This is a genomic window from Pseudomonas sp. S1_E05 (assembly GCF_056337105.1).
On record NZ_JBFRHM010000001.1, the window covers coordinates 6,078,835 to 6,102,749 of the forward strand.

At 59.4% G+C, this 23,915-nt stretch carries 21 protein-coding genes and 3 pseudogenes; 16 read left to right on the forward strand and 8 right to left on the reverse strand.

Annotated features, from left to right (window positions below; genetic code table 11):
• Positions 1-168 precede the first annotated feature (168 nt).
• From AB4N33_RS28115 to AB4N33_RS28145, 7 genes and pseudogenes are all read left to right on the forward strand, one after another.
• Positions 169-1,427, forward strand: a pseudogene (locus AB4N33_RS28115) (D-mannose isomerase).
• A gap of 118 nt (positions 1,428-1,545) precedes the next feature.
• Complete coding sequence (locus tag AB4N33_RS28120; RefSeq protein WP_460121593.1) at positions 1,546-2,838, forward strand: ABC transporter substrate-binding protein; 1,293 nt, start codon at positions 1,546-1,548, stop codon at positions 2,836-2,838.
• Between the two features lie 166 nt (positions 2,839-3,004).
• Positions 3,005-3,913 carry a carbohydrate ABC transporter permease gene (locus AB4N33_RS28125; protein ID WP_460121595.1) on the forward strand — a complete coding sequence of 303 codons (909 nt, stop codon included), beginning with the start codon at positions 3,005-3,007 and terminating at the stop codon, positions 3,911-3,913.
• Entirely contained in the window at positions 3,906-4,751 is an 846-nt protein-coding gene (locus tag AB4N33_RS28130; RefSeq protein ID WP_368554866.1) for a carbohydrate ABC transporter permease, read from the forward strand. The genes AB4N33_RS28125 and AB4N33_RS28130 overlap by 8 nt, the downstream gene beginning before the upstream one ends.
• Positions 4,752-4,755: 4 nt before the next feature.
• Positions 4,756-5,916, forward strand: coding sequence for an ABC transporter ATP-binding protein (locus AB4N33_RS28135; protein WP_460121597.1), 1,161 nt, complete (start codon positions 4,756-4,758; stop codon positions 5,914-5,916).
• A gap of 193 nt (positions 5,917-6,109) precedes the next feature.
• Positions 6,110-7,456: a carbohydrate porin gene (locus AB4N33_RS28140; protein WP_460121599.1), complete on the forward strand. Its 1,347-nt coding sequence runs from the start codon at positions 6,110-6,112 to the stop codon at positions 7,454-7,456.
• Between the two features lie 111 nt (positions 7,457-7,567).
• Positions 7,568-8,423: pseudogene (locus AB4N33_RS28145) on the forward strand (D-hexose-6-phosphate mutarotase).
• Between the two features lie 132 nt (positions 8,424-8,555).
• Here AB4N33_RS28145 and AB4N33_RS28150 read toward each other — a convergent pair.
• Positions 8,556-9,416 (reverse strand): MurR/RpiR family transcriptional regulator, encoded by an 861-nt coding sequence (locus AB4N33_RS28150; RefSeq protein ID WP_368557677.1) that lies wholly within the window; start codon positions 9,414-9,416, stop codon positions 8,556-8,558.
• Between the two features lie 226 nt (positions 9,417-9,642).
• Here AB4N33_RS28150 and zwf point away from each other — a divergent pair, with 226 nt between their 5' ends.
• Genes zwf through AB4N33_RS28165 form a run of 3 tightly spaced genes read left to right on the forward strand, consistent with a single transcriptional unit; the run spans position 9,643 to position 12,495 of the window.
• Positions 9,643-11,112: a glucose-6-phosphate dehydrogenase gene (zwf, locus tag AB4N33_RS28155; RefSeq protein ID WP_476458690.1), complete on the forward strand. Its 1,470-nt coding sequence runs from the start codon at positions 9,643-9,645 to the stop codon at positions 11,110-11,112.
• A complete protein-coding gene (gene pgl / locus AB4N33_RS28160; RefSeq protein WP_476458691.1) occupies positions 11,099-11,812 on the forward strand; it encodes a 6-phosphogluconolactonase in 714 nt (237 codons plus the stop codon). Before zwf ends, pgl begins: the two co-directional genes overlap by 14 nt.
• Before the next feature lie 17 nt (positions 11,813-11,829).
• Entirely contained in the window at positions 11,830-12,495 is a 666-nt protein-coding gene (locus AB4N33_RS28165) for a bifunctional 4-hydroxy-2-oxoglutarate aldolase/2-dehydro-3-deoxy-phosphogluconate aldolase (protein ID WP_460121607.1), read from the forward strand.
• Positions 12,496-12,699: 204 nt separating this feature from the next.
• On the opposite strand, the gene AB4N33_RS28170 is transcribed toward AB4N33_RS28165, so the two are convergent.
• Both AB4N33_RS28170 and AB4N33_RS28175 read right to left on the reverse strand, forming a co-directional pair.
• Positions 12,700-13,884, reverse strand: a complete 1,185-nt coding sequence (locus tag AB4N33_RS28170) for an aminotransferase class V-fold PLP-dependent enzyme (RefSeq protein WP_476458692.1) — start codon at positions 13,882-13,884, stop codon at positions 12,700-12,702.
• Between the two features lie 9 nt (positions 13,885-13,893).
• Positions 13,894-14,130 (reverse strand): DUF3820 family protein, encoded by a 237-nt coding sequence (locus AB4N33_RS28175; RefSeq protein WP_060539690.1) that lies wholly within the window; start codon positions 14,128-14,130, stop codon positions 13,894-13,896.
• Between the two features lie 202 nt (positions 14,131-14,332).
• Between AB4N33_RS28175 and AB4N33_RS28180 the strand changes: the two genes are divergently transcribed.
• Entirely contained in the window at positions 14,333-14,800 is a 468-nt protein-coding gene (locus AB4N33_RS28180; protein ID WP_460121612.1) for a ferritin-like domain-containing protein, read from the forward strand.
• Between the two features lie 158 nt (positions 14,801-14,958).
• On the opposite strand, the gene AB4N33_RS28185 is transcribed toward AB4N33_RS28180, so the two are convergent.
• Complete coding sequence (locus AB4N33_RS28185) at positions 14,959-15,429, reverse strand: MaoC family dehydratase (protein WP_020295762.1); 471 nt, start codon at positions 15,427-15,429, stop codon at positions 14,959-14,961.
• Positions 15,430-15,469: 40 nt separating this feature from the next.
• Entirely contained in the window at positions 15,470-16,414 is a 945-nt protein-coding gene (locus AB4N33_RS28190) for an alpha/beta hydrolase (RefSeq protein ID WP_460141035.1), read from the reverse strand.
• A gap of 250 nt (positions 16,415-16,664) precedes the next feature.
• Between AB4N33_RS28190 and fadD2 the strand changes: the two genes are divergently transcribed.
• Both fadD2 and fadD1 read left to right on the forward strand, forming a co-directional pair.
• Positions 16,665-18,353 (forward strand): long-chain-fatty-acid--CoA ligase FadD2, encoded by a 1,689-nt coding sequence (fadD2, locus tag AB4N33_RS28195; protein WP_460141036.1) that lies wholly within the window; start codon positions 16,665-16,667, stop codon positions 18,351-18,353.
• A gap of 459 nt (positions 18,354-18,812) precedes the next feature.
• On the forward strand, positions 18,813-20,513 hold the full coding sequence (gene fadD1 / locus AB4N33_RS28200; RefSeq protein ID WP_476458693.1) for a long-chain-fatty-acid--CoA ligase FadD1: 1,701 nt from the start codon (positions 18,813-18,815) through the stop codon (positions 20,511-20,513).
• Positions 20,514-20,616: 103 nt separating this feature from the next.
• Here fadD1 and AB4N33_RS28205 read toward each other — a convergent pair whose 3' ends face one another.
• Complete coding sequence (locus tag AB4N33_RS28205) at positions 20,617-20,994, reverse strand: hypothetical protein (protein WP_460121619.1); 378 nt, start codon at positions 20,992-20,994, stop codon at positions 20,617-20,619.
• A 198-nt stretch (positions 20,995-21,192) separates the two neighbouring features.
• On the opposite strand from AB4N33_RS28205, the gene AB4N33_RS28210 reads away from it, so the two are divergent.
• The 3 genes from AB4N33_RS28210 (at position 21,193) to def (ending at position 23,037) form a co-directional block, all read left to right on the forward strand.
• Positions 21,193-21,384 (forward strand): CsbD family protein, encoded by a 192-nt coding sequence (locus AB4N33_RS28210; RefSeq protein WP_460121621.1) that lies wholly within the window; start codon positions 21,193-21,195, stop codon positions 21,382-21,384.
• 160 nt (positions 21,385-21,544) lie between these two features.
• Positions 21,545-22,498, forward strand: coding sequence for a YihY/virulence factor BrkB family protein (locus AB4N33_RS28215; RefSeq protein ID WP_476458694.1), 954 nt, complete (start codon positions 21,545-21,547; stop codon positions 22,496-22,498).
• Complete coding sequence (gene def, locus AB4N33_RS28220) at positions 22,498-23,037, forward strand: peptide deformylase (RefSeq protein ID WP_476458695.1); 540 nt, start codon at positions 22,498-22,500, stop codon at positions 23,035-23,037. Before AB4N33_RS28215 ends, def begins: the two co-directional genes overlap by 1 nt.
• A gap of 134 nt (positions 23,038-23,171) precedes the next feature.
• On the opposite strand, the gene AB4N33_RS28225 is transcribed toward def, so the two are convergent.
• Both AB4N33_RS28225 and AB4N33_RS28230 read right to left on the reverse strand, forming a co-directional pair.
• Positions 23,172-23,591, reverse strand: a complete 420-nt coding sequence (locus AB4N33_RS28225; RefSeq protein WP_460141038.1) for a GNAT family N-acetyltransferase — start codon at positions 23,589-23,591, stop codon at positions 23,172-23,174.
• A 120-nt stretch (positions 23,592-23,711) separates the two neighbouring features.
• A pseudogene (locus AB4N33_RS28230) lies at positions 23,712-23,915 on the reverse strand (glutathione binding-like protein); the annotation flags it as partial.

Here is a 23,915-nt window from a genome sequence, read left to right on the forward strand (position 1 = left end):
GCGATCTAATGTGGGAGCGGGCTTGCTCGCGAAGACGTCAGCCCATTCAATACATCCTTCAATAGCCAATGTCACAGAACAGTGACATTCCCCGCCTCCTTCGTTACAAGCCCGTCCGCGCCCGTTGTTTAGACTGCCCGCAATCAAAACAACAAAAAAGGCCGCTTCATGGACACCTTCCAACCCGTCTCCAGCAGTTGGCAGAACGCCCCGGCCCACCAGCAATGGCTCGCCGCCGAGGGGCTGCGCCTGCTGGCCTTCGCCAAGGCATCAAAGCTTCCCGACGGTTTCGGCAACCTGGATGAAAAAGGCCAGTTGCCAGCCGACGCCCACGCTGAAACCATGAACACCGCGCGCATGACCCACAGCTTCGCCATGGCACACATCCAGGGGCTGCCAGGATTTGCCGAGCTGGTGGACCACGGTGTGCAGGCCCTGTGCGGTCCGCTGAAAGACGCCGAGCACGGTGGCTGGTTCGCCAGTACCCATCACATGGATGGCAACACCGGCAAGGCCGCTTACCTGCATGCTTTTGTGGCGCTGGCCGCCAGTTCGGCCGTGGTCGCACAACGCCCTGGCGCCCAGGCTTTGCTCGACGACGCGATCGCCGTCATCGACCGCCATTTCTGGAGCGAAGGGGAGGGTGCCATGCGCGAATCCTTCAGTCGCGACTGGCAGAAGGAGGAAGCGTATCGCGGTGCGAACAGCAACATGCACGCCACCGAAGCCTTCCTCGCCCTGGCCGATGTCACCGGCGACAACCGCTGGTTGAACCGCGCGCAACGCATCGTCGAGCGGCTGATTCATGGTCATGCTGCGGCCAACGATTATCGGGTGATCGAACATTTCGATCGTGACTGGCAGCCGTTGCGCGACTACAACCACGACAATCCCGCCGATGGTTTTCGACCTTATGGCACCACGCCCGGACACGGTTTTGAATGGGCGCGGTTGGTGCTGCACCTGGAAGCGGCCCGGGTGCAGGCCGGCATGCTGACGCCGGGCTGGCTGTTGACCGACGCGCAAAAACTTTTCGAAAAAACTGCCAGCACGGCTGGGACGTCGATGGCCTGCCGGGGATCGTCTACACGCTCGACTGGGACAATCGCGCGGTGGTTCGCCATCGCCTGCACTGGACCCATTGCGAAGCAAGTGCCGCCGCCAGCGCGCTGCTTAAACGCACGGGCGAGGGGCAATACGAGACGTGGTACCGCCGGTTCTGGGAATTTTGTGAGCAGCATTTCATTGATCGTTGTGATGGCAGCTGGCACCACGAACTCGATCCGCTGAACCGCCCGAGTGCCGATATCTGGGGCGGCAAACCTGATCTCTACCACGCCTGGCAAGCCGTGCTGATCCCGCGTCTGCCTCTGGCGCCGAGCATGGCGACTGCTCTGACAGGGTTGTCCCAGAGCATTTCCATGTAACCATACGGTGACATTCACGCGTCCCTTCGTTACCTGCGAAGGGTTTGCCCCTGTTTAAAATCCCATGCAGCGCAAGCACCAGACTTGCAATGCATAACAACAAGAAAGGTACTTCTAGATGAATGCGATTTCTCGCCTCGCTACTGTCATTTCTATCGCCTCCCTGTTCCCGTTAAGTGCACTTGCCGACGCTTCCAAAGGTTCTGTGGAAGTCGTTCACTGGTGGACGTCCGGCGGTGAAAAGGCAGCGGTGGATGTGCTCAAGGCCCAAGTCGAAAAAGACGGTTTCACCTGGAAGGACGGCGCTGTCGCCGGTGGTGGCGGTTCTACGGCCATGACCGTTCTGAAAAGCCGCGCCGTGGCCGGTAACCCGCCGGGCGTCGCCCAGATCAAAGGCCCGGACATCCAGGAATGGGGCAGCACCGGTCTGCTGGCCACCGACACCCTGAAAGACGTCGCCAAGGCGGAAAACTGGGATGGCCTGCTGTCGAAGAAGGTCTCCGACACCGTCAAGTACGAAGGCGATTACGTGGCCGTGCCGGTGAACATCCATCGCGTCAACTGGCTGTGGATCAACCCCGAAGTCTTCAAGAAAGCCGGGATCGACAAAGCCCCGACCACCCTCGAAGAATTCTACGCCGCCGGTGACAAACTCAAGGCCGCCGGTTTCATCGCGCTCGCCCACGGTGGCCAGCCATGGCAAGACAGCACCGTGTTCGAAGACGTGGTGCTCTCGGTCATGGGCGCCGACGGTTACAAAAAAGCCCTGGTGGACCTCGACCAGAAAACCCTCGCCAGCGCCGACATGACCAAGGCGTTCACCGAGCTGAAAAAGATCACCACCTACATGGACCCGAACCGTGCCGGTCGTGACTGGAACATCGCTGCCGCCGACGTCATCAATGGCAAGGCCGGCATGCAGATGATGGGTGACTGGGCCAAGAGCGAGTGGACTGCCGCCAAGAAAGTCGCCGGCAAGGACTACCAGTGCGTAGCGTTCCCGGGCACCGATAAATCCTTCACCTACAACATCGACTCGCTGGCCGTGTTCAAGCTCAAGGCTGACCGCAAGGGTGACATTGCCGCGCAGCAGGACCTGGCGAAGGTTGCGCTGGGTACTGACTTCCAGAAAGTCTTCAGCATCAACAAAGGTTCGATCCCGGTTCGTACCGACATGCTCAATGACATGGACAAACTGGGCTTCGACTCCTGCGCACAAACCGCTGCCAAGGACTTCCTGGCGGATGACAAGACCGGCGGCCTGCAGCCGAGCATGGCGCACAACATGGCCACCTCCCTGGCCGTGCAAGGCGCGATCTTCGACGTGGTCACGAACTTCATGAACGACAAGGACGCCGACCCGGCCAAGGCCAGCGCGCAATTGGCGTCGGCGGTCAAAGCGGCGCAGTAATTCCCGACACACCCCTTTCCTGACGGGAGGGGCTCGTGTGTAGGAGCGGGCTTGCCCGCGATGCAGGCGACTCGGTCTGTTGATAGACCCGGTTGATGCCATCGCTGGCAAGCCAGCTCCTACAGGAGTCGTGCCGGTATCTTTTCTTTTCACCTGGATTATCCCGATGAGCTCTGTGGCGGTTTTCAGCAAAGCCTCACCGTTCGATGCGCTGCAACGCTGGTTACCCAAGTTGGTACTGGCGCCGAGCATGCTCATCGTGTTGGTTGGTTTCTACGGTTACATCATCTGGACGTTCATTCTGTCCTTTACCAATTCCAGCTTCATGCCGAGCTACAAGTGGGTCGGCCTGCAGCAATACATGCGCCTGATGGACAACGACCGCTGGTGGGTCGCGAGCAAGAACCTCGCTGTCTTCGGTGGCATGTTCATCGGCATCAGCCTGATCCTTGGCGTGTTCCTCGCCGTGCTGCTGGATCAGCGTATTCGCAAGGAAGGCTTCATCCGCACCATCTACTTGTACCCCATGGCGCTGTCGATGATCGTCACCGGCACGGCCTGGAAATGGCTGCTCAACCCGGGGCTTGGCCTGGACAAGATGCTGCGTGACTGGGGCTGGGAAGGCTTTCGCCTGGACTGGCTGGTGGATCAGGATCGCGTGGTCTATTGCCTGGTGATTGCCGCCGTGTGGCAGGCCTCCGGGTTTGTCATGGCGATGTTCCTCGCCGGTCTGCGCGGTGTCGATCAATCGATCATCCGTGCCGCGCAAGTCGATGGGGCGAGCCTGCCGACCATCTATCTCAAGATCGTTCTGCCGAGCCTGCGCCCAGTGTTCTTCAGTGCCTTCATGATTCTCGCCCACATCGCGATCAAGAGCTTCGACCTGGTGGCGGCGATGACCGCAGGCGGTCCGGGCTACTCGTCCGACCTGCCGGCGATGTTCATGTATTCCTTCACCTTCAGCCGTGGCCAGATGGGCATCGGTTCTGCCAGCGCCATGCTCATGCTCGGTGCCGTGCTGACCATCCTCGTGCCGTACCTGTATTCCGAGCTACGAGGCAAACGCCATGACTGATCAACTCGGAAAACCGAAGCTGGGCTTCAGCCGGATCGCCATTTACGCGACCTTGTTGCTGGCCGCAGCGGTGTACCTGGTACCGCTGGTGGTGATGCTGCTGACCAGCTTCAAAACCCCGGAAGACATCCGCACCGGCAACCTGCTCAGTTGGCCGGCGGTGATCGACGGCATCGGCTGGATCAAGGCCTGGGACGTGGTGGGCGGTTACTTCTGGAACTCGGTGAAGATCACCGTGCCGGCAGTGCTGATCTCCACGTTCATTGGCGCCATGAACGGCTATGTGCTGTCGATGTGGCGATTTCGTGGCTCGCAATTGTTCTTCGGCCTGCTGCTGTTCGGCTGCTTCCTGCCGTTCCAGACTGTGCTGCTGCCGGCCTCGTTCACCCTGGGCAAATTCGGCCTGGCCAACACAACCACCGGCCTGGTGCTGGTGCACGTGGTCTACGGCCTGGCGTTCACCACGTTGTTCTTCCGCAACTACTACGTGAGTGTCCCGGATGCGCTGGTCAAGGCGGCGCGCCTGGATGGCGCAGGCTTTTTCACCATCTTCTGGAAGATCCTGCTGCCGATGTCGATCCCGATCGTGATGGTCTGCCTGATCTGGCAGTTCACCCAGATCTGGAACGACTTCCTGTTCGGCGTGGTGTTCGCCAGTGGCGATGCCCAGCCAATCACCGTGGCCCTCAACAACCTGGTCAACACCAGCACCGGGGCCAAGGAATACAACGTTGATATGGCGGCCGCGATGATCGCCGGGCTGCCGACACTGCTGGTCTACATATTCGCTGGCAAGTATTTCCTGCGTGGGCTGACGTCCGGCGCGGTCAAGGGGTAGAAACATGGCAACTCTCGAATTACGCAACGTCAACAAGACCTACGGCGCCGGTTTGCCGGACACCCTGAAAAACATTGAATTGAAGATCAATGACGGGGAGTTCCTGATTCTGGTCGGCCCGTCGGGTTGCGGCAAATCCACGCTGATGAACTGCATCGCCGGCCTGGAAACCATCAGCGGCGGCGCCATTCTGGTGGACGATGCCGACATCAGCGGCATGAGCCCAAAGGATCGTGACATCGCCATGGTGTTCCAGTCCTACGCGCTGTACCCGACCATGAGCGTGCGCGACAACATCGCGTTTGGCTTGAAGATTCGCAAAATGCCGACCGCCGAGATCGACGAAGAAGTCGCCCGCGTCGCCAAGCTGTTGCAGATCGAACACCTGCTCAGCCGCAAGCCCGGCCAGCTCTCCGGTGGCCAGCAACAGCGCGTAGCGATGGGCCGCGCATTGGCGCGGCGGCCGAAGATCTACCTGTTCGACGAGCCGCTGTCCAACCTCGACGCCAAGCTGCGGGTCGAGATGCGCACCGAAATGAAATTGATGCACCAGCGCCTGAAGACCACCACCGTCTACGTGACCCACGACCAGATCGAAGCGATGACCCTGGGCGACAAAGTGGCGGTGATGAAGGACGGCATCATCCAGCAGTTCGGTACGCCGAAGGACATCTACAACAACCCGGCCAACCTGTTCGTGGCGAGCTTCATCGGTTCGCCGCCGATGAACTTCATTCCCCTGCGCTTGCAGCGCAAGGACGGTCGCCTGCTGGCGCTGCTCGACAGCGGTCAGGCGCGATGCGAGTTGCCGTTGGGCATGCAGGACGCCGGCCTCGAAGATCGCGAAGTGATCCTCGGCATCCGTCCTGAGCAGATCGTCCTGGCCGCCGGCGACAGCAATGGTTTGCCGACCATTCGTACCGAAGTGCAGGTCACCGAACCCACCGGCCCGGACACCCTGGTGTTCGTCAATCTCAATGACACCAAGGTCTGCTGCCGGTTGGCGCCGGACGTGGCGCCGCAGGTGGGTGAGACCCTGACCCTGCAATTCGATCCGTCGAAAGTGCTGCTGTTCGATGCCAAGAGCGGCGAGCGATTGGGGGTGGCGGGGGTGCCTAAGGCCGAGAGTCACGCTCCAAACGTTGCGCAATTCAAGGGCCGCTGAATGACAGATCTGTAGGAGCGAGCATGTCGAACCGTCGCGATGGAGGTCATGGCTCCGCGGGGTACCAGGCTGCCAGCGTCATCGTTGACGACCATCGCGACGGTTCGACGATTCGACATGCTCGCTCCTACAGGGAGCAACCGTTGTAACCGCGTTAAACAAAGTTAATAACAATAAAACGAGGAATGTAGGGATGAAGAAGAACAAAAACGCCCAGCTGATCTGCCAGTTATCGGCGGTTGCGGCAATGATGCTGGCCGGCAGTGTTCAGGCGGCCGATGCATTCGCCGCTGATTCTGAATGGATGACCGGTGACTGGGGTGGTGAGCGAACCCGACTGATCGAGCAGGGTATCGACATCAAAATGGACTACGTCGGCGAGGTGGGTGGCAACCTGCACGGCGGCTACAACAACGACAAGACCGCGCGTTATTCCGATCAGTTCGGTTTGGGCGCGGCATTGGACCTGCAAAAACTGCTGGGCTGGGATAACACCCAGGCCAAAATTCAACTGACCAACCGTAATGGCCAGAACATCTCCAACGACCGTGTCGGCGACCCGCGTGCCGGCACCTTGAGTTCCTCACAGGAAGTCTACGGTCGTGGCCACATGGTTCGTCTGACCCAGTTGTGGATCAAGCACCAGTTCTTCGACGGCAAACTGGACGTCAAGGCCGGTTACTTCGGTGAAGGCGAAGACTTCAACACCTTCCCGTGCGAATTCCAGAACCTGGCGTTCTGCGGCTCCCAGGTGGGTAACTGGGCGACCAACATCTGGTACAACTGGCCGGTAAGCCAGGCGGCGATTCGTGTGAAATACAACTTCTCGCCGGAGTGGTATGCACAGATCGGTGCGTACAACCAGAACCCGTCGCAGCTGGAGCACGGCAACGGCTTCAAGCTCAGTGGCAGCGGTACCAAGGGGACCGTGCTGCCGGTCGAACTGGTCTGGTTGCCTAACCCCGGCAACCTGCCGGGCGAATACCGTGTGGGCTACTACAAAAGCACGGCCAAAGCCGATGATGTTCGTGAAGACGAGAACGGTGCCGATGCGGCCACCAGCGGCAATGCCTACCGCAGCCATAGCAGCAAATCCGGCTACTGGTTCGTGGCGCAACAGCAACTCACCAGCCACAACGGTGACGCTTCTCGTGGTTTGAACATCGCTGCCAACGCGACTTTCCACGACAAGGACACCAACGTCGTCGACAACTATCAGTCGCTGATGTTCGTGTACAAGGGGCCGTTCGATGCACGTCCCAAGGATGACGTCGGTATTGGCTTCGCCCGTATTCATGTCAACGATGACGTGAAGAAAAACGCCGAACTGACCAACGCCGCCAATGGTGTCGCCGACTACCAGGACCCGCTGTTCTCGCCGCTGCGCGACACCGAATACAACTACGAGATCAACTACGGCTTCCACGTGACCAACTGGCTGACCGTACGCCCCAACCTGCAATACATCACTCACCCGGGCGGTGTGGATGAAGTGGATAACGCGCTGGTCGCTGGTCTGAAAATTCAGTCGGTGTTCTAACGCGGTTGCGATAAGCTCCTCTCTATGTGCGCATTTTTGCGGACAGCCTTGGCTGTCCGCTTTTTTTGGAGGGTGGCGCACAACAGATGAATTTCAGGACCGTGGCACACCATGCATGAGCATCCGCTACAACGCTTCTTCAAATCCATGCGCGCGCGTCCCGTGTTTGCGTGGGAGCGCTATCAGAAGCGCGATGTACTGGTGATCGATCACCCGCTGTGTCAGGCGGTGTTCAGCCGGCAAGGCGCGCAATTGCTGCATTTTCAGCCTCGAGGACAAAAGCCGTGGCTGTGGTGCGCGGCGCGGTGGCCGCACGTGGGCGCCATTCGTGGGGGCGTGCCGGTATGTTGGCCGTGGTATGGCCGGCATCCGAGCGAAAACGCCTGGCCATCTCATGGCTGGGCCCGGCTGCTCGACTGGAAACTGCTCGACAGCAGCGACGACGAAGACGGTGTACGTCTGCACTGGCGCCTGCAATTGTGCGACTGGCAAGCGGACCTGCATGCCCACCTGGGCGATCGCATGGATTTGCGCCTGAGCACCGAGCATCAGGACAGCCTGCCGTGCCAGTTGAGCCAGGCGTTGCACGCCTATTGGCGTATTGGTGACGTCGGCGAGGTAGCGCTGTTCTGGGCTTGACGGAGCGCAGGGCTACGACCAGCTCAACCGTCAGGTTTGTCAGCAGGAAGGCGAATTACGGGTCGACGGTGGCTGTCAGCGGGTGTTCCAGCACGACGGTGAATTACAGCTCAAGGACCACGCCTGGCAGCGCGAGTTGTGCATCGATACCGGCGAAACGGCTGACACGGTGGTCTGGCACCCGGGCTCGCGACCGTTGCTTGGCGTGAGTTGGGATGAGGTCTCTGAATTCGTTTGCGTGGAAGCGGCCAGTGGTGGCACGGACAGCCTGTGCCTGAAGCCGGGGGAGAGGGCGCATTTGAGTTTGCAGGCGCGGGTGGGGGCTTAGCTCAGGTTGTGCGGTGTTGCTTATGGCCTCATCGCGGGCAAGCCCGCTCCCACAGGTTTTGTGCACGACGCAATCACTGTGGGAGCGGGCTTGCCCGCGATGAGGCCAGATCAGGCAACGAAAAACCAGGCCTCAGTTGAACTCATCCCCCACCGGATACCGGCTCGCATTCAAGCTTTCCTTGATCTTGCGCAAATGCGGCTGGAAATCCACGCCCCGACGCAAGGTCATTCCCGTCGCCAGCACATCCAGCACGGTCAACTGAATGATCCGCGAAGTCATCGGCATGTAGATGTCGGTGTCTTCCGGCAGCGGAATGTTCAGGCTCAAGGTACTGGCCTTGGCCAGCGGTGAGTTTTCTGCGGTCAGCCCCAGTACCGATGCGCCGTTTTCCCGGGCGATACGTGCCACTTCCACCAACTCGCGGGTGCGGCCAGTGTAGGAGATGATCACGAACAGCTCGCCCGTATGCGCCACCGAAGCAATCATGCGCTGCATGAGCACGTCGGCATGGGCAGTGACAGCCAGGTTGAAGCGGAAAAACTTGTGCTGTGCATCCAGCGCCACCGGGGCCGAGGCACCAAGGCCGAAGAAGTGGATCTGCCGGGCCTGGATCAACAGGTCGACGGCGCGGCTGATCAGGCTCGGGTCGAGGGCTTGCAGGGCGCTGTCGAGGGAGGCGATGGCGCTGCCGAAAATCTTCTTGGTATAGGCTTCCGGATTGTCATCGGCTTCCACGGCGCGGCTGACATACGCGGCGCCGCTGGCCAGGCTCTGGGCCAGTTGCAGCTTGAGCTCCGGGTAGCCGCTGACACCGAACGAGCGGCAGAAACGATTGACCGTCGGCTCGCTGACCGACGCGGCCTGGGCGAGGGCGGCGATGCTGAACCGGGTGGCCTGCTGTGGGTTCTGCAGGATCACCTCGGCGACTTTGCGCTCGGCCTTGTTCAGCTCTTCAAGGCGATTCTGGATCTGCTCCAGTAAATTTCGCACGCGGTCCATATAAGTATCCTTAACGCCTGCGCCGAATGGGCGCGTGGCTATGCAAAATGGGCCTTTGATGAGGCCCGTCACGGTGGCCTATCCTACTGATGGCTCCGATCGACCACCACTCGGAATCTGTATTTTGCGAAAATGTTGTGGTTATTACTACATTTTCCCTTGAGTGATGCCTTGAAAAAAGGTATTTGTAGCTTAACTTGATAAAAGAACAAACATCATGCCTTCGATTACGGTTGAACCGTGCACCTTCGCCTTGTTCGGCGCCCTGGGCGACCTGGCCCTGCGCAAGCTGTTTCCTGCCCTGTATCAGCTCGACGGCGCCGGCCTGCTGCATGAGGATTCGCGCATCATTGCACTGGCCCGTGAGGCCGGCAGTGAGCAAGAGCATCTGGCGTTCATTGCTTCCGAACTGCGCCGCTATGTCGGTGTCAAGGAGCTCGATGAAGCGGTGGTCGAACGTTTCCTCGCACGCCTGAGTTACCTGCACGTCGACTTCCTCAAGTCCGAAGACTACGTGGCCCTGGCCGAGTTGGCCGGCAGCACCCAGCGACTGATTGCCTACTTCGCCACTCCTGCCGCCGTGTATGGCGCGATCTGCGAGAACCTGGCGAAAGTGGGCCTGGCGGAAAACACCCGTGTGGTGCTGGAAAAGCCCATCGGCTCCGACCTCGAGTCCTCGCGCAAGGTCAACGACGCCGTGGCCCAGTTCTTCCCGGAGAACCGCACCTACCGCATTGACCACTACCTGGGTAAAGAAACCGTCCAGAACCTGATCGCCCTGCGTTTCGCCAACAGCCTGTTCGAAACCCAGTGGAACCAGAATTACATCTCCCACGTGGAAATCACCGTGGCCGAGAAGGTTGGCATTGAAGGGCGCTGGGGTTACTTCGATAAGGCTGGCCAGCTGCGGGACATGATCCAGAATCACCTGTTGCAACTCCTCTGCCTGATCGCCATGGACCCGCCGGCGGACCTGTCTGCCGACAGCATCCGCGACGAGAAGGTCAAGGTGCTCAAGGCCCTTGCACCGATCAGCCCGGAAGGCCTGACCACCCAAGTGGTACGTGGCCAGTACATCGCCGGCTACAGCGAAGGCAAACCGGTGCCGGGCTACCTCGAAGAGCCTAATTCCAATACCCAGAGCGACACTGAAACGTTCGTCGCCCTGCGTGCTGATATCCGCAACTGGCGCTGGGCGGGCGTGCCGTTCTACCTGCGTACCGGCAAGCGCATGCCGCAGAAGCTGTCGCAGATCGTCATCCACTTCAAGGAACCGTCGCACTACATCTTCGCCCCGGAGCAGCGCCTGCAAATCAGCAACAAGCTGATCATCCGCCTGCAACCGGACGAGGGTATTTCGCTGCGGGTGATGACCAAGGACCAAGGCCTGGACAAGGGCATGCAACTGCGCAGCGGCCCGCTGCAATTGAATTTTTCCGACACCTGGCGCAGCGCTCGGATTCCCGATGCCTACGAACGGTTGTTGCTGGAAGTGATGCGCGGCAATCAGAACCTGTTTGTCCGTAAAGATGAAATCGAAGCTGCGTGGATCTGGTGTGACCAGTTGATCGCCGGTTGGAAAAAATCCGGCGATGCGCCCAAGCCGTACGCGGCCGGGTCATGGGGGCCGATGAGCTCCATTGCACTGATCACGCGGGACGGGAGGTCGTGGTATGGCGATATCTGATTTGAAATTGCCGCAGGGCGTCAGCGTCCATGCGTTCAAAAGCCCGGTGCTGCTGGCCGAAGGCCTGGCGCTGAATGTGGCCAAGCAACTGAGCGACGCGATCGAGGCCAAGGGCACTGCAACGCTGGTGGTCTCCGGCGGCCGCAGCCCGGTTGCGTTTTTCCAACACTTGGTCAAGCAGCCGCTGGACTGGTCCAACGTGGTCGTCAGCCTGGCCGACGAGCGCTGGGTCCCGGTGGAACACGCCGACAGCAACGCCGGGCTGCTCAAGAAGTATTTGTTGCAGGGCCCGGCGGCCAAGGCGCAGTTCCTCAGCCTGTACAGCGCCAGTGCCAACCTGGAGCAGGCAGCGGAGCAAGCTGATCGCCTGCTGTCGGAGTTGCCAGTGATCGACGTGTTGGTGCTGGGCATGGGCGACGACGGCCATACCGCGTCGTTGTTTCCGGGCAGCCCGAATCTGGCCGAGGCCCTGGCAGCTGATGGCACGCGCCGCTGCTATCCGATGCTGGCGCCGACCGTGCCGCATCAACGCCTGACCATGAGTCGGGCGCTGCTGGCCTCGGCCAGGCACAAGATTTTGTCGATTTCCGGCCAGTCCAAACTGACCACCCTGAATACCGCACTGGCCGGTGACGATGTCGCCGCATTGCCGATTCGCGCGTTTCTGCAACCTACGTTAGAGATTTACTGGTGCCCATGAGCCAAGGAACAGCCGCTATGACAAACCCATCCCCGACCGTTTCCATGGCGGATAAAGTTGCCCTGATCGACAGCCTCGCCGCCAAGGCGCGGATCCTGCCGGTGATCACGATTGCCCGCGAGCAGGATGTCCTGCCGCTGGCCGATGCCCTGGCCGCCGGTGGCCTGACAGCCCTGGAAGTGACCCTGCGCTCGCAGTTCGGCCTCAAGGCGATCCAGATCCTGCGCGAGCAGCGCCCGGAACTGATCACCGGTGCCGGCACCGTGCTCGACAGGCAGATGCTGGCTGCCGCCGAAGCGGCCGGTTCGCAATTCATCGTGACCCCGGGGATTACTCGTGACCTGCTGGAAGCCAGCGTGGCCAGCGACATTCCGCTGTTGCCAGGCATCAGCAATGCCTCGGGCATCATGGAAGGTTATGGCCTGGGTTATCGGCGCTTCAAGCTGTTCCCGGCAGAAGTCAGTGGCGGCGTGGCCGCCATCAAGGCATTGGGCGGCCCGTTCGGCGAAGTGAAATTCTGCCCGACCGGTGGCGTGGGTCCGGCCAACATCAAGAGCTACATGGCGTTGAAAAACGTCATGTGCGTGGGCGGTAGCTGGATGCTTGATCCGGAGTGGATCAAGAACGGCGACTGGGCCCGCATTCAGGAATGCACCGCCGAGGCCTTGGCGCTGCTGGACTGATTCACCCCAACACCTCGTTGTGTGTTCTACGGCTTTTCGGTGCGCTTGGTCGGCGCACTTTTTTTTGCCTTGAGAAAAACCAGCACTGCTCTCCTGTAGGAGCGAGCATGCTCGCGAAAAAAACGGCAAGCGCCGCGGGGCGTCAGGTGCCCATCGTCATCGTTGACGACCATCGCGAGCATGCTCGCTCCTACAAGATAGGCGTCATCCCGCCAGTTCTTTCAGCGCCTCCACCAACCGCTTCATGTGCTCCCCCGTCGTGGTGAACCCCGGCGTGATCCGAATGCACGGCCCGCACGCCGCCCCAGTGCGCACCACGGTAAACAGGTTGTATTCGTTGAGCAGCCTTTCGGCCATCACCTGCTGATCCGCCTGCGCGGTGAAGCGCATCGCCGTGATTGCGCAATACAAGCGCGGATCATCCGGCGTCAGCACTTCAATGCCCGGTACCTCGCGCACCTCACGCACCCACAGATCGCGCAGGTAATTGAGGCGAGGTCCCTTCGCGGCGGCGCCACCCACGGCCTGGTGTTCTTCGAACACCAGCGGCAAGGTCAGCAGCGCGGGAATGTTGGGCGTGCTGTAGGGGGTGCGGCTCAGTATGTCGGTGACAGGGAAATGCATCTCGCCCATGTCCGGGTCGATGTCTGCCAGGCGTTGTGGCGCGATGTAGATGAACCCCAGGGTCAGCGGTGCACCGATCCATTTGTGCAGGTTGAAGCCGGCGAACTCAATGCCCAGCGCCGACAGGTTGAATTCCATCTGCCCCAGCGCATGAGCGCCGTCGAGGATCACGTCGATACCATGCTCCCTGGCAGCAGCGGCAATGGCCTGCACTGGCATCACCAGGCCGGTGCGATGGGTAACGTGGGTCAGGGCCATCAATTTGAGCCTGGGATATCGGGCGAAAGTATCGCGATAGGTCGCCAACAGGCTGTCGAAACTGGCGGGGTGGGCGTGTTCGATTTCGATCACTTCGACGCCGCGATGACGGGCCAACCAGCGCATCGCACCTTTTACCGTGTCGTACTCCAGATCACAGATCAGCACCTGGTCGCCCGGTTGCAGGCGGTTGTAGTTGCGGATCAGCGATTGCAGGGCGTCCGAAGCGTTGCGGGTGAACGCCACGCTTTGCGCGGGTACGTCGATCAGTTCGGCGAGCTTGCCACGAATGCGCGCGCCGTCGGTCTTTTCGAAACGCTGGCGCACATAGATCGAATTGCTGCGGTTGATCAGTTCGATGTTGCGCTGATATTCCTCGACCACCGTCCGCGACAGGCGTCCGAAGTAACCGTTTTCCAGATTGATCGGGCCAGGTTCAACGGCGTAGCGATCGGCGAAGGTCTGCCAGAACAATTCATCACGGGCACGGCGGGTGTTATCGGGCATGGGGACGACTCAGTGGCGAGGGGCGGGTTTGCCATGTTTGGCGCGCAACGGTTCCAGCAGATCCGACAAACCGTTGTGATCGATTTCCTGCATCAGTGCCAGCAAGCCGCCCAATTCGCCATGGGGAAACCCTTCGCGAGCGAACCAGTTGAGGTAAGGACCAGGCAGGTCGGCAATGATGCGGCCCTTGTATTTTCCGAAGGGCATTTGGCGGGTGATCAACAGTTCGAGCTTTTCAGGGTTCATCGGTCGGTCGTCAAGATTGGGCCACTTGAAAATACAGGCATTCTGCATGCAGGCCAAATGACAGATCATGCAAAAAAAACGGATACAGATTTTGAGGTAAATAGTAAGTCATTGAAATATAAGTAATAAATTCAATATCCAAAGCTGGCATGCCCGCTGCAATGTCTATTGCATCTTTCATCAACCCGTGAGGAATTGAAAAATGACCGACATGAATAAAGAAGCCATCTCTGTACTCAATGACCTGATCGAAACCAGCAAGGATGGTCAGGAAGGGTTCAAGACTTGCGCTGAAGACATCAAGCATCCGGAACTCAAATCGCTGTTCACCCAGCGCTCCGTCGACTGCGCGACAGCTGCTGCGGAATTGCAGGCTGCCGTGCGTTCGATGGGTGGCGATCCGGAAACTTCGACCAGCGTCAGCGGCGACCTTCACCGTCGTTGGGTCGACGTGAAAGCGATGTTCACTGGCAAGGACGAAGAAGCTGTGCTGAACGAAGCCGAGCGCGGCGAAGACCACGCGCTGAAGGCTTACCGCGAAGCGATCGAGAAGATCAATAAGCACAACCTGGTGGGTATTCGTGACTTGGTTGAACGTCAATACCACGGCGTGCAACGCAATCACGATCAGGTAAAAGCCCTGCGTAACCAGGCTCGCGCGCGTTCGTAAGCACTAGCTTTATATCCCCACTGTGGGAGTCCCCTGTGGGAGCGGGCTTGCCCGCGAAGGCGGAATGTCAGTCACATCATCGATGTCAGACACGACCCTTTCGCGGGCAAGCCCGCTCCCACATTCAGGGGCATTCCATTTCAGTTTTGCTCACAGCCTCAGCCGATACTGATCGCTGGCAACGTCGGCAGAGTCACGGTCTGTTGTTTGCGCGGCGCCAGGATTTCTGCCTCCCCATCCACCACCAGCTCATCGCGCTGATTAAACACGCGGGTGGCAATGCGCACACGAAACTTGGGCAGCTTTTCCAGGATTTCCAGGCGCACGGTCAGCGTATCGCCAATCTTCACTGGCTTTTGAAAGCTCATCTGCTGGCCAATGTAGATGGTGCCCGGCCCAGGCAGCTCGCAGGCCACGGCCGCGCTGATCAGCGCGCCGCTGAACATGCCGTGGGCAATGCGCTCCTTGAACATGGTGGCGGCGGCGAACTCGGCGTCCAGGTGCACCGGGTTGTGGTCACCGCTCATCGCGGCGAACAATTGAATGTCACGCTCTTCGACCGTCTTGCTGTAGCTGGCGGTCTGCCCGACTTCAAGGGCTTCGTAAGGAGTGTTGGTCACCTGGGTCATCGGTTTGAATTCCTGTAGCAAATATAAAGAACACGAAAAACTATTCGGATCTGGGTGGTCGGCGATGGCTCAGGACTTGGGCGATCCAGTCCAGCACGTCGGCCGTCACTTCATCACGGTTGGTCTCGTTGAACAGTTCGTGCCGGGCCTGCGGGTAAATCGTCAATTGCAGGTTCTGGCAGCCGGCGGCGCGCAACGCATCGGCCAGATCTTTCAGACGCTTGCCTTCACTCACCGGATCACATTCGCCGCCAATCACCAGCAACGGCAGGCCCGGATCGATCTGTGCGAGATTGGACGCTTTGCTGATCTGCTGCAAGCCGCCGAGCAAATCGATCCACAATTGATTGGTGCAGCGAAACCCGCACAGCGGGTCGTTGGCGTACTTGTCGACTTCGGCCGGGTCGCGACTGAGCCAGTCGAACGGCGTGCGCACCGGTTTGAATTTTTTGTTGAACGAGCCAAACGACAGCCATTCGATCATGGCGCTGCGGCCCTTAGGGCCCTGGCGCAGTCGCTCCAGGCGAGCGATCTGGCGCGCGGCGCGATAGAGCGCGACCGGTTGGAAATTCGAACCACTGAGCACCGCGCCGTGCAGGCTGGCGCTGTGATGCAGCAGATAAGCCTGAGCGATGTAGCTGCCCATGCTGTGGCCGAGCAACACGATCGGCACGCCGGGATGCTGTTGGCCGATGTGTTGGTTAAGGCTGGCCAGATCGCCCACGACCTTGCACCAGCCATCGTCGTCCGCAAAGTGACCGAGTGTGCCGTTTTCCGCTGTTTTGCCGTGCCCGCGTTGATCCAGCGCATAGACGCCATAGCCCTGTTCGCAGCAGGCCTGTGCCAGGCGGGCATAGCGGTCGCTGTGCTCGGCCATGCCGTGGGCCAGCAGAATCACTGCTTTTAACGGCGCGGCCGGCAGCCATTGATTGACGAACAGGCGGCTGCGGTCACTCGCGGGCAGCCAGAAGGTGTCGTGGACCATGGCGATTCCTTTTGCATGAGCGTGTAGGGCACTGGTTGCATTGTATAGCGCATCCTTCGCTCGTCGTCCGATCAGCCCACACCACTGCACCAAGATTCATACGATCAATGTCGGTTGTTGCCATATTTGCCTGATTGACCATAGCTGCTAGTGTCCGTGAAGCCCCGCTTTTTGCTTTCTGTTTTGAGGGAAAGGAAAGCAAGGACTCAAAAGCGGCCCCGGATAAGTTCAGGTAAAGAGGACAAGAACAATGCAACCTGATTTCTGGAATGACAAACGCCCGGCCGGCGTGCCCCTGGATATTGATCAAGGCGCCTACAAGTCGGTGATCGAAGTGTTCGAGCGTTCGTGCAAGAAATTTGCGGACCGCCCAGCCTTCAGCAACATGGGCGTGACCCTGACCTACGCTGAACTCGAACGCCAGAGCGCAGCGTTCGCCGGTTACCTGCAAGCCCATACCGACCTGGAACCGGGTGATCGTATTGCGGTGCAAATGCCCAACGTCCTGCAATACCCGATTGCCGTGTTCGGTGCCCTGCGTGCCGGGTTGATTGTGGTCAACACCAACCCGCTGTACACCGCGCGGGAAATGCGCCACCAGTTCAAGGACTCCGGTGCCCGGGCGCTGGTGTACCTGAACATGTTCGGGCAGAAGGTCCAGGAAGTGCTGCCCGACACGGACCTGCAGTACCTGATCGAGGCGAAGATGGGCGACATGATGCCCGCCGCCAAGGGTTGGCTGGTCAACACCCTGGTGAGCAAGGTCAAGAAAATGGTCCCCGACTACGACCTGCCCCAGGCCATCTCCTTCAAAAGTGCGCTGCGCATGGGGCGCGGCCAGGCTATCAAGCCGCTGAATGCCCGGCTCGACGACATCGCCGTGCTGCAATACACCGGGGGAACCACCGGCCTGGCCAAGGGCGCAATGCTCACCCACGGCAACCTGGTGGCGAACATGCAGCAGGCGCGCGGCTGCCTGGGGCAGTATGGCGACGATGGCCAGCCGTTGTTGCGCGAAGGGCAGGAGATCATGATCGCGCCGCTGCCGCTCTATCATATCTATGCCTTCACGGCGAACTGCATGTGCATGATGGTGACGGGCAACCACAACGTGTTGATCACCAATCCACGGGACATCGGCGGCTTCATCAAGGAGCTGAAAAACTGGCGGTTCTCGTGCCTGCTGGGGCTCAACACCCTGTTTGTCGCGCTGATGGATCATCCGGATTTCAAGACCCTGGATTTCTCCAGCCTCAAGCTGACCAACTCTGGCGGCACCGCGCTGGTCAAGGCCACCGCCGAACGTTGGGAGCAGTTGACCGGTTGCCGCATCACCGAAGGCTATGGCCTGACCGAAACCTCGCCAGTGGCGTGCACAAACCCCTACGGCGACAAATCGCGCATCGGTACCGTTGGCCTGCCGGTGCCGGGTACCACGCTGAAAATCATCGACGATGAGGGTGTCGAGCAACCTTTGGGCGAGCGCGGTGAACTGTGCATCAAGGGCCCGCAGATCATGAAGGGCTACTGGCAGAAACCCGAGGCCACCGCCGAAGTACTGGATGCCGAGGGCTGGTTCAAGTCCGGCGACATCGGGGTGATCGATCCCGACGGCTTCGTGCGCATCGTCGATCGCAAGAAAGACATGATCATCGTTTCGGGCTTCAACGTGTACCCCAACGAAATTGAAGACGTGGTAATGGCCCATCCGAAAGTCGCCAACTGCGCGGTCATCGGTGTGCCGGACGAGCGCTCCGGAGAGGCGGTGAAGCTGTTCGTGGTGGCGCGTGAGTCCGGGGTCAGCCTTGAAGAGCTGAAGTCCTACTGCAAGGAAAACTTCACCGCCTACAAAGTGCCCAAGCACATTGTGTTGCGTGACTCTCTGCCAATGACGCCGGTAGGCAAGATTCTGCGCCGGGAGTTGCGGGATATTGCTTAACAGATGAATGGCCGCGCTTGGCCCGAATCGTCGCAATGGTGGCCCTGGCACCGCGGGCATCAGACAGCCCGCGTCATCGTTAACGTCCATCGCGAGTAAACTCGCTCCTACAGGTCGGGTGTGATCCCTGTAGGAGCGAGCTTGCTCGCGATGCATTTTCAGCCACACCGCAGAACGAAAAACTGCCAACACAGAAATTCTTGTAGGACAAAGCCCCGAATTCCGGGGCCTTCATCTCTATATAGAATTTTTGCTCTAAAATGACCGCTTGTTATTCTTGAGTCACAAAAGTGACTATAGGGGCTACGTTTGGCCCTAGTCGGCCCTCGGCAAAGCTGATAATCTCGGCCCGCTTTGTGACCTCTCGGCCTTCAAGAAAAGCCCTGGCTCACCCATACACCAATAATAATCGCATCAAAATGCGGTATTTGAATTCGCGTTGCTGAGGAGTGGGCTTCCATGATCGAAGACTTCTGGAAGGATAAGTACCCTGCCGGGATTGCTGCCGACATCAATCCGGACGAGTACCCGAATATTCAGGCAGTGTTGAAGCAGTCCTGCCAACGCTTCGCTGACAAGCCGGCTTTCAGCAACCTGGGCAAGACAATCACGTACGGTGAACTGTACGAGCTGTCCGGTGCCTTTGCCGCTTACCTGCAACAGCATACCGATTTGCAGCCCGGCGATCGAATCGCCGTGCAATTGCCCAACGTCCTGCAATACCCGGTCGCGGTGTTCGGTGCCATCCGTGCCGGGCTGATCGTGGTCAACACCAATCCGCTGTACACCGCGCGGGAAATGGAACACCAATTCAATGATTCCGGCGCCAAGGCCCTGGTCTGCCTGGCCAACATGGCGCACCTGGCCGAAGCCGTCGTGCCCAAGACCGGCGTCAAGCACGTCATCGTTACCGAAGTGGCCGACCTGCTGCCACCGCTCAAGCGCCTGCTGATCAACAGCGTCATCAAGTACGTGAAGAAGATGGTGCCGGCGTATCACTTGCCCAAGGCCATCAAGTTCAATGACGTGCTGAGCAAGGGCCACGGCCAGCCAGTGGCTGAAGCCAGCCCGGACAGCGGCGACGTGGCGGTGCTGCAATACACCGGCGGCACCACGGGTGTGGCCAAGGGCGCGATGCTGACGCACCGCAACCTCGTGGCGAATATGCTGCAATGCAAGGCGCTGATGGGCTCCAACCTCAACGAAGGTTGCGAGATCCTGATCACGCCGCTGCCGCTGTACCACATCTATGCCTTCACCTTTCATTGCATGGCGATGATGCTGATCGGCAACCACAACGTCCTGATCAGCAATCCGCGCGACCTCTCCGCGATGGTCAAGGAACTGTCGAAATGGAAATTCAGCGGCTTCGTTGGTTTGAACACGCTGTTCGTGGCCCTGTGCAACAACGAAAGCTTCCGCAAGCTGGATTTCTCCGCACTTAAAGTCACCCTGTCTGGCGGCATGGCCCTGCAACTGGCAGCGGCCGAACGCTGGAAAGCGGTCACTGGCTGCGCCATCTGCGAAGGTTACGGCATGACCGAAACCAGCCCGGTGGCCACCGTGAACCCGATCCAGAACATCCAGATCGGCACCATCGGCATTCCGGTGCCTTCGACCCTGTGCAAAGTCATCGACGATGCCGGCGTGGAACGACCGTTGGGCGAAATCGGCGAGCTGTGTGTGAAAGGCCCGCAGGTGATGAAAGGCTACTGGCAACGCCAGGAAGCCACCGATGAAATGCTCGACAGCGAAGGCTGGCTGAAAACCGGCGACATCGCGGTGATCCAGCCCGATGGCTACATGCGTATCGTCGATCGCAAGAAAGACATGATTCTGGTGTCCGGTTTCAACGTTTACCCCAATGAATTGGAAGACGTGCTTGCGACCCTGCCGGGCGTACTGCAATGCGCGGCCATCGGTGTGCCGGATGAGAAATCGGGCGAGGCGATCAAGATTTTCATCGTCGCCAAACCGGGCGTGACCCTGACCAAGGAGCAAGTGATGGAGCACATGCGTGCGAATGTCACCGGCTACAAGGTCCCGCGCTCCGTAGAGTTCCGCGATGCGCTGCCGACCACCAACGTCGGCAAGATCCTGCGCCGCGAACTGCGCGATGAAGAGCTGAAAAAGATCAACGCGAAGAAAGCTACCGCGTAGTCCTGTGTAGGAGCGAGCTTGCTCGCGATAGCGGTATGTCAGTCACCATCAATATGACTGTTCCACCGCTATCGCGAGCAAGCTCGCTCCTACAATATTTGGGTTACTGGCGGAATGTTGCGAAGTTGACGTTGGTGCCGTTCGGGCGCATGTCCTGCAGGTACGAATCCTTGTCCGCACTCAGCTCCAGGCTCAGCGCCGCCTTGCGCTTGCCTTCGTTGCGCACCACCAGCCCTTCGAGCTTCTCGCGCAGGAACACCGTCGGCACTTTCAGGTGCAGCAGCTCATCGGTGGCCGGGGTATGCATCAGCAGGTGAACCCATTCGTACTGACCAATGGCCAGGCGCGACACCGGAATATCGAACCACCAGATATTGCGATTGCGGTTCAGTTCGGTGAAGTGGCAGTTATTGACGCCCAGTACGGCACCACCAAGTTCCTGGTTTCTGCGGGCAATGGCCTGCTTTTTATCGAGTTTCATAACGTTCCTACGGGTTGGATCATCAGCGCCATGGCCAATACATGTCGCATTCTCAGGGGTAGGCCGGCAAACATAAAGCCCAACCTGCGACCGGCGATGAAATGTCGCCCGGTAAAAAAAATGAAACTCCCCCCAAATACCTTGGGTCAATCCCTGTGTAACCCCTTTTCTCGTTCACAGGTTGACAGGAGACACACCATGGGCAGCACTGGCGATAAAGTAAAAGGCATGGCCAACGAAGCAGCCGGCAATATCAAGCAAGGCGTCGGCAAGGCCACCGGTAACGACAAAATGCGCGCCGAAGGCGTGGTGCAGGAGAAGAAAGGCGAAGCGCAGCAAGCGGTCGGTAAAGCCAAGGATGCAGTGAAGAAGGGCGTCGACAAGGCGTGAATCCCCTTTTGATGAAAACCAAACGGCTATCTGCGGATGGCCGTTTTTGTGTCAGCTTTTATTTTGCGCAGGATCAAAATCGCCAAGTAGGCTAATTTGATGTAGAAACGGCCCCTGAGTCGCCACCACTTCAAGCGATTTGCGGCGAAAGGAGACGCAGATGATTTTCCCCGACATGAAAGGCTTGCCTCTGCACCGGGTAATGGTGCGTACGATCAAGGAGTTCGTCGACGACGAAATGTCGACCTATGCCTCGGCATTGGCCTATCAAATGTTGTTTTCGCTGTTCCCGTTCATCCTGTTCCTGATTGCCCTGATCGGTTTTCTGCACCTGCCGGACTTCTTCTCCTGGCTGCGCCTGCAATCGGAGTTGGTGTTGCCGCCTCAAGCCCTGGAACAGGTCAACCCCGTGATCGACCAGTTGCAGCAGTCCAAGGGTGGTCTGCTGTCGATCGGTATCGTCATCGCGTTGTACACCGCTTCAGCCGGCGTGCGCCTGATGATGAGCGCAATGAACGCGGCTTATGATGTGGTGGAAGGGCGGCCACTGTGGAAGCGCTTTCCCTTGTCCATTATCTACACCGTCGGGATTGCCGGCATGTTGCTGGTAGCCGCCGCGCTGATGGTGCTCGGACCGCAGGTGATGGGGTGGATCGCCTCGCAGGTCGGCCTGGAAGACTTCATCGTCACCGTCTGGACCATCGCGCGCTGGCCAGTGATTGTGATCCTGATGATGATCGCCGTCGCACTGACCTATTACGTCATGCCGGATGTGCGCCAGGAGTTCCGCTTCATTACACCCGGTTCGGTGCTGGCGGTGATGGTTTGGATCATCGCGTCCCTGGGGTTCGCTTTTTACGTCAAGACCTTTGCCAACTACAACGCCATGTACGGCAGTATCGGTGCGATCATCGTGCTGCTGCTGTATTTCTACATTTCCTCGGCGGTGCTGTTGCTCGGTGCGGAGATGAATGCAGTGATTGAGCACATGTCGGCCGAAGGCAAGGAAAAGGGCGAGAAGGTTCCAGGCGAGGCCGACGAGATTCCCAAACAACATGTTTCCGGGCTGGGTCGGGATCACTCAATCAAATCAAACACTGACGAAGCGATGTGATGATTCGTGAAATTCTGAAAATGGGTGACGAGCGCCTGCTGCGCATCGCCCCGCCGGTCCCGGTCGAGATGTTCGACAGCCCGGAACTGTGGCAACTGATCGACGACATGTTCCAGACCATGGAAAGCGTTGGCGGAGTTGGCCTGGCCGCGCCGCAAATCGGCGTCGACCTGCAATTGGTGATCTTCGGTTTCGAGCACAGCGAGCGCTACCCGGATGCCCAGGCCGTGCCGCAAACCATCCTGATCAACCCGCTGATCACGCCGCTGAGCCCACTGATGGAAGAGGGCTTTGAAGGCTGCCTGTCAGTGCCCGGCCTGCGCGGCGCGGTGGACCGTTATCAGCACATTCGCTACGAAGGCTTCGACCCCAAGGGCCAACCGATTGTGCGCGTTGCCGAAGGCTTCCATGCGCGGGTGGTGCAGCACGAATGCGATCACTTGATCGGCCGGCTTTACCCGTCGCGAATCACTGACTTCAGCAAGTTCGGCTTCACCGAGGTGATGTTTCCGGACCTTGATCCGAATGCGGATGATTGACTGCATTTGCCAATTCAATGCACTTCCCTGTGGGAGCGGGCTTGCCCGCGATCGCGTCGGTAAACTCAACATCAATGTTGACTGAACTGACGCCATCGCGGGCAAGCCCGCTCCCACAGAGTTCCCATCAGGATTTAATGATCAGCAGGCTCCAACCCCATCGCAATCATCGGCTTGCTGCGCGCATACCGGCTCAGACGTTCAGCCATGGCGTAGGGCATCTGCGGATCGAAGGTAAACCCTCGCCGCTCGTAGAAACCTCGCAAATCCGGGTGACAGAACAGCCACACCGGTTGCTCGAGACCTTCGACCGCTGCGCTGATTAATCTCGCCGCGACGCCTTGCCCACGGCACGCCGGATCGACGAACAGCCCGGTCAACCAATGCCCACCCGCCACCGGCCGCAAGCACAGCGCGCCGACGATCTCCTCGCGCCGGGCGACCCACAGGCGTGCATCGCGCACCGCCTTCATCGACGACTGATGTGCGCGATAAAACTTGTTCATCAAGGGCCATGACGGTTCGCAAAGCTGGGTGTATCGGGTGTCGGGCATGGCCTGGGTCTGTCGCTGGGCAAGGCGGGCGATTATAGAGAACACGGGCCGTAAAGGGCTGCACAAATAATCTGCTCAACCTTGCGCTCTCACGAACATCGCGAGCTCGCTCCTGTAGGTTCAAGCCAACTCCATGGCCAACGCTGCGCTGACCGACGGGCGCTGGCTAATCCGCGCCTGAAACCTCGCCAACGCCGGCCAGCGATCCAGATCGATTGCAAACCCAGGCGCCCAGCGCAGCACCGCAAACAGATACGCATCGGCGACACTGAACCCGCTCGCCAGCAGAAAATCCTGACGCTCCAGTGTCTGGCACAAGACGGC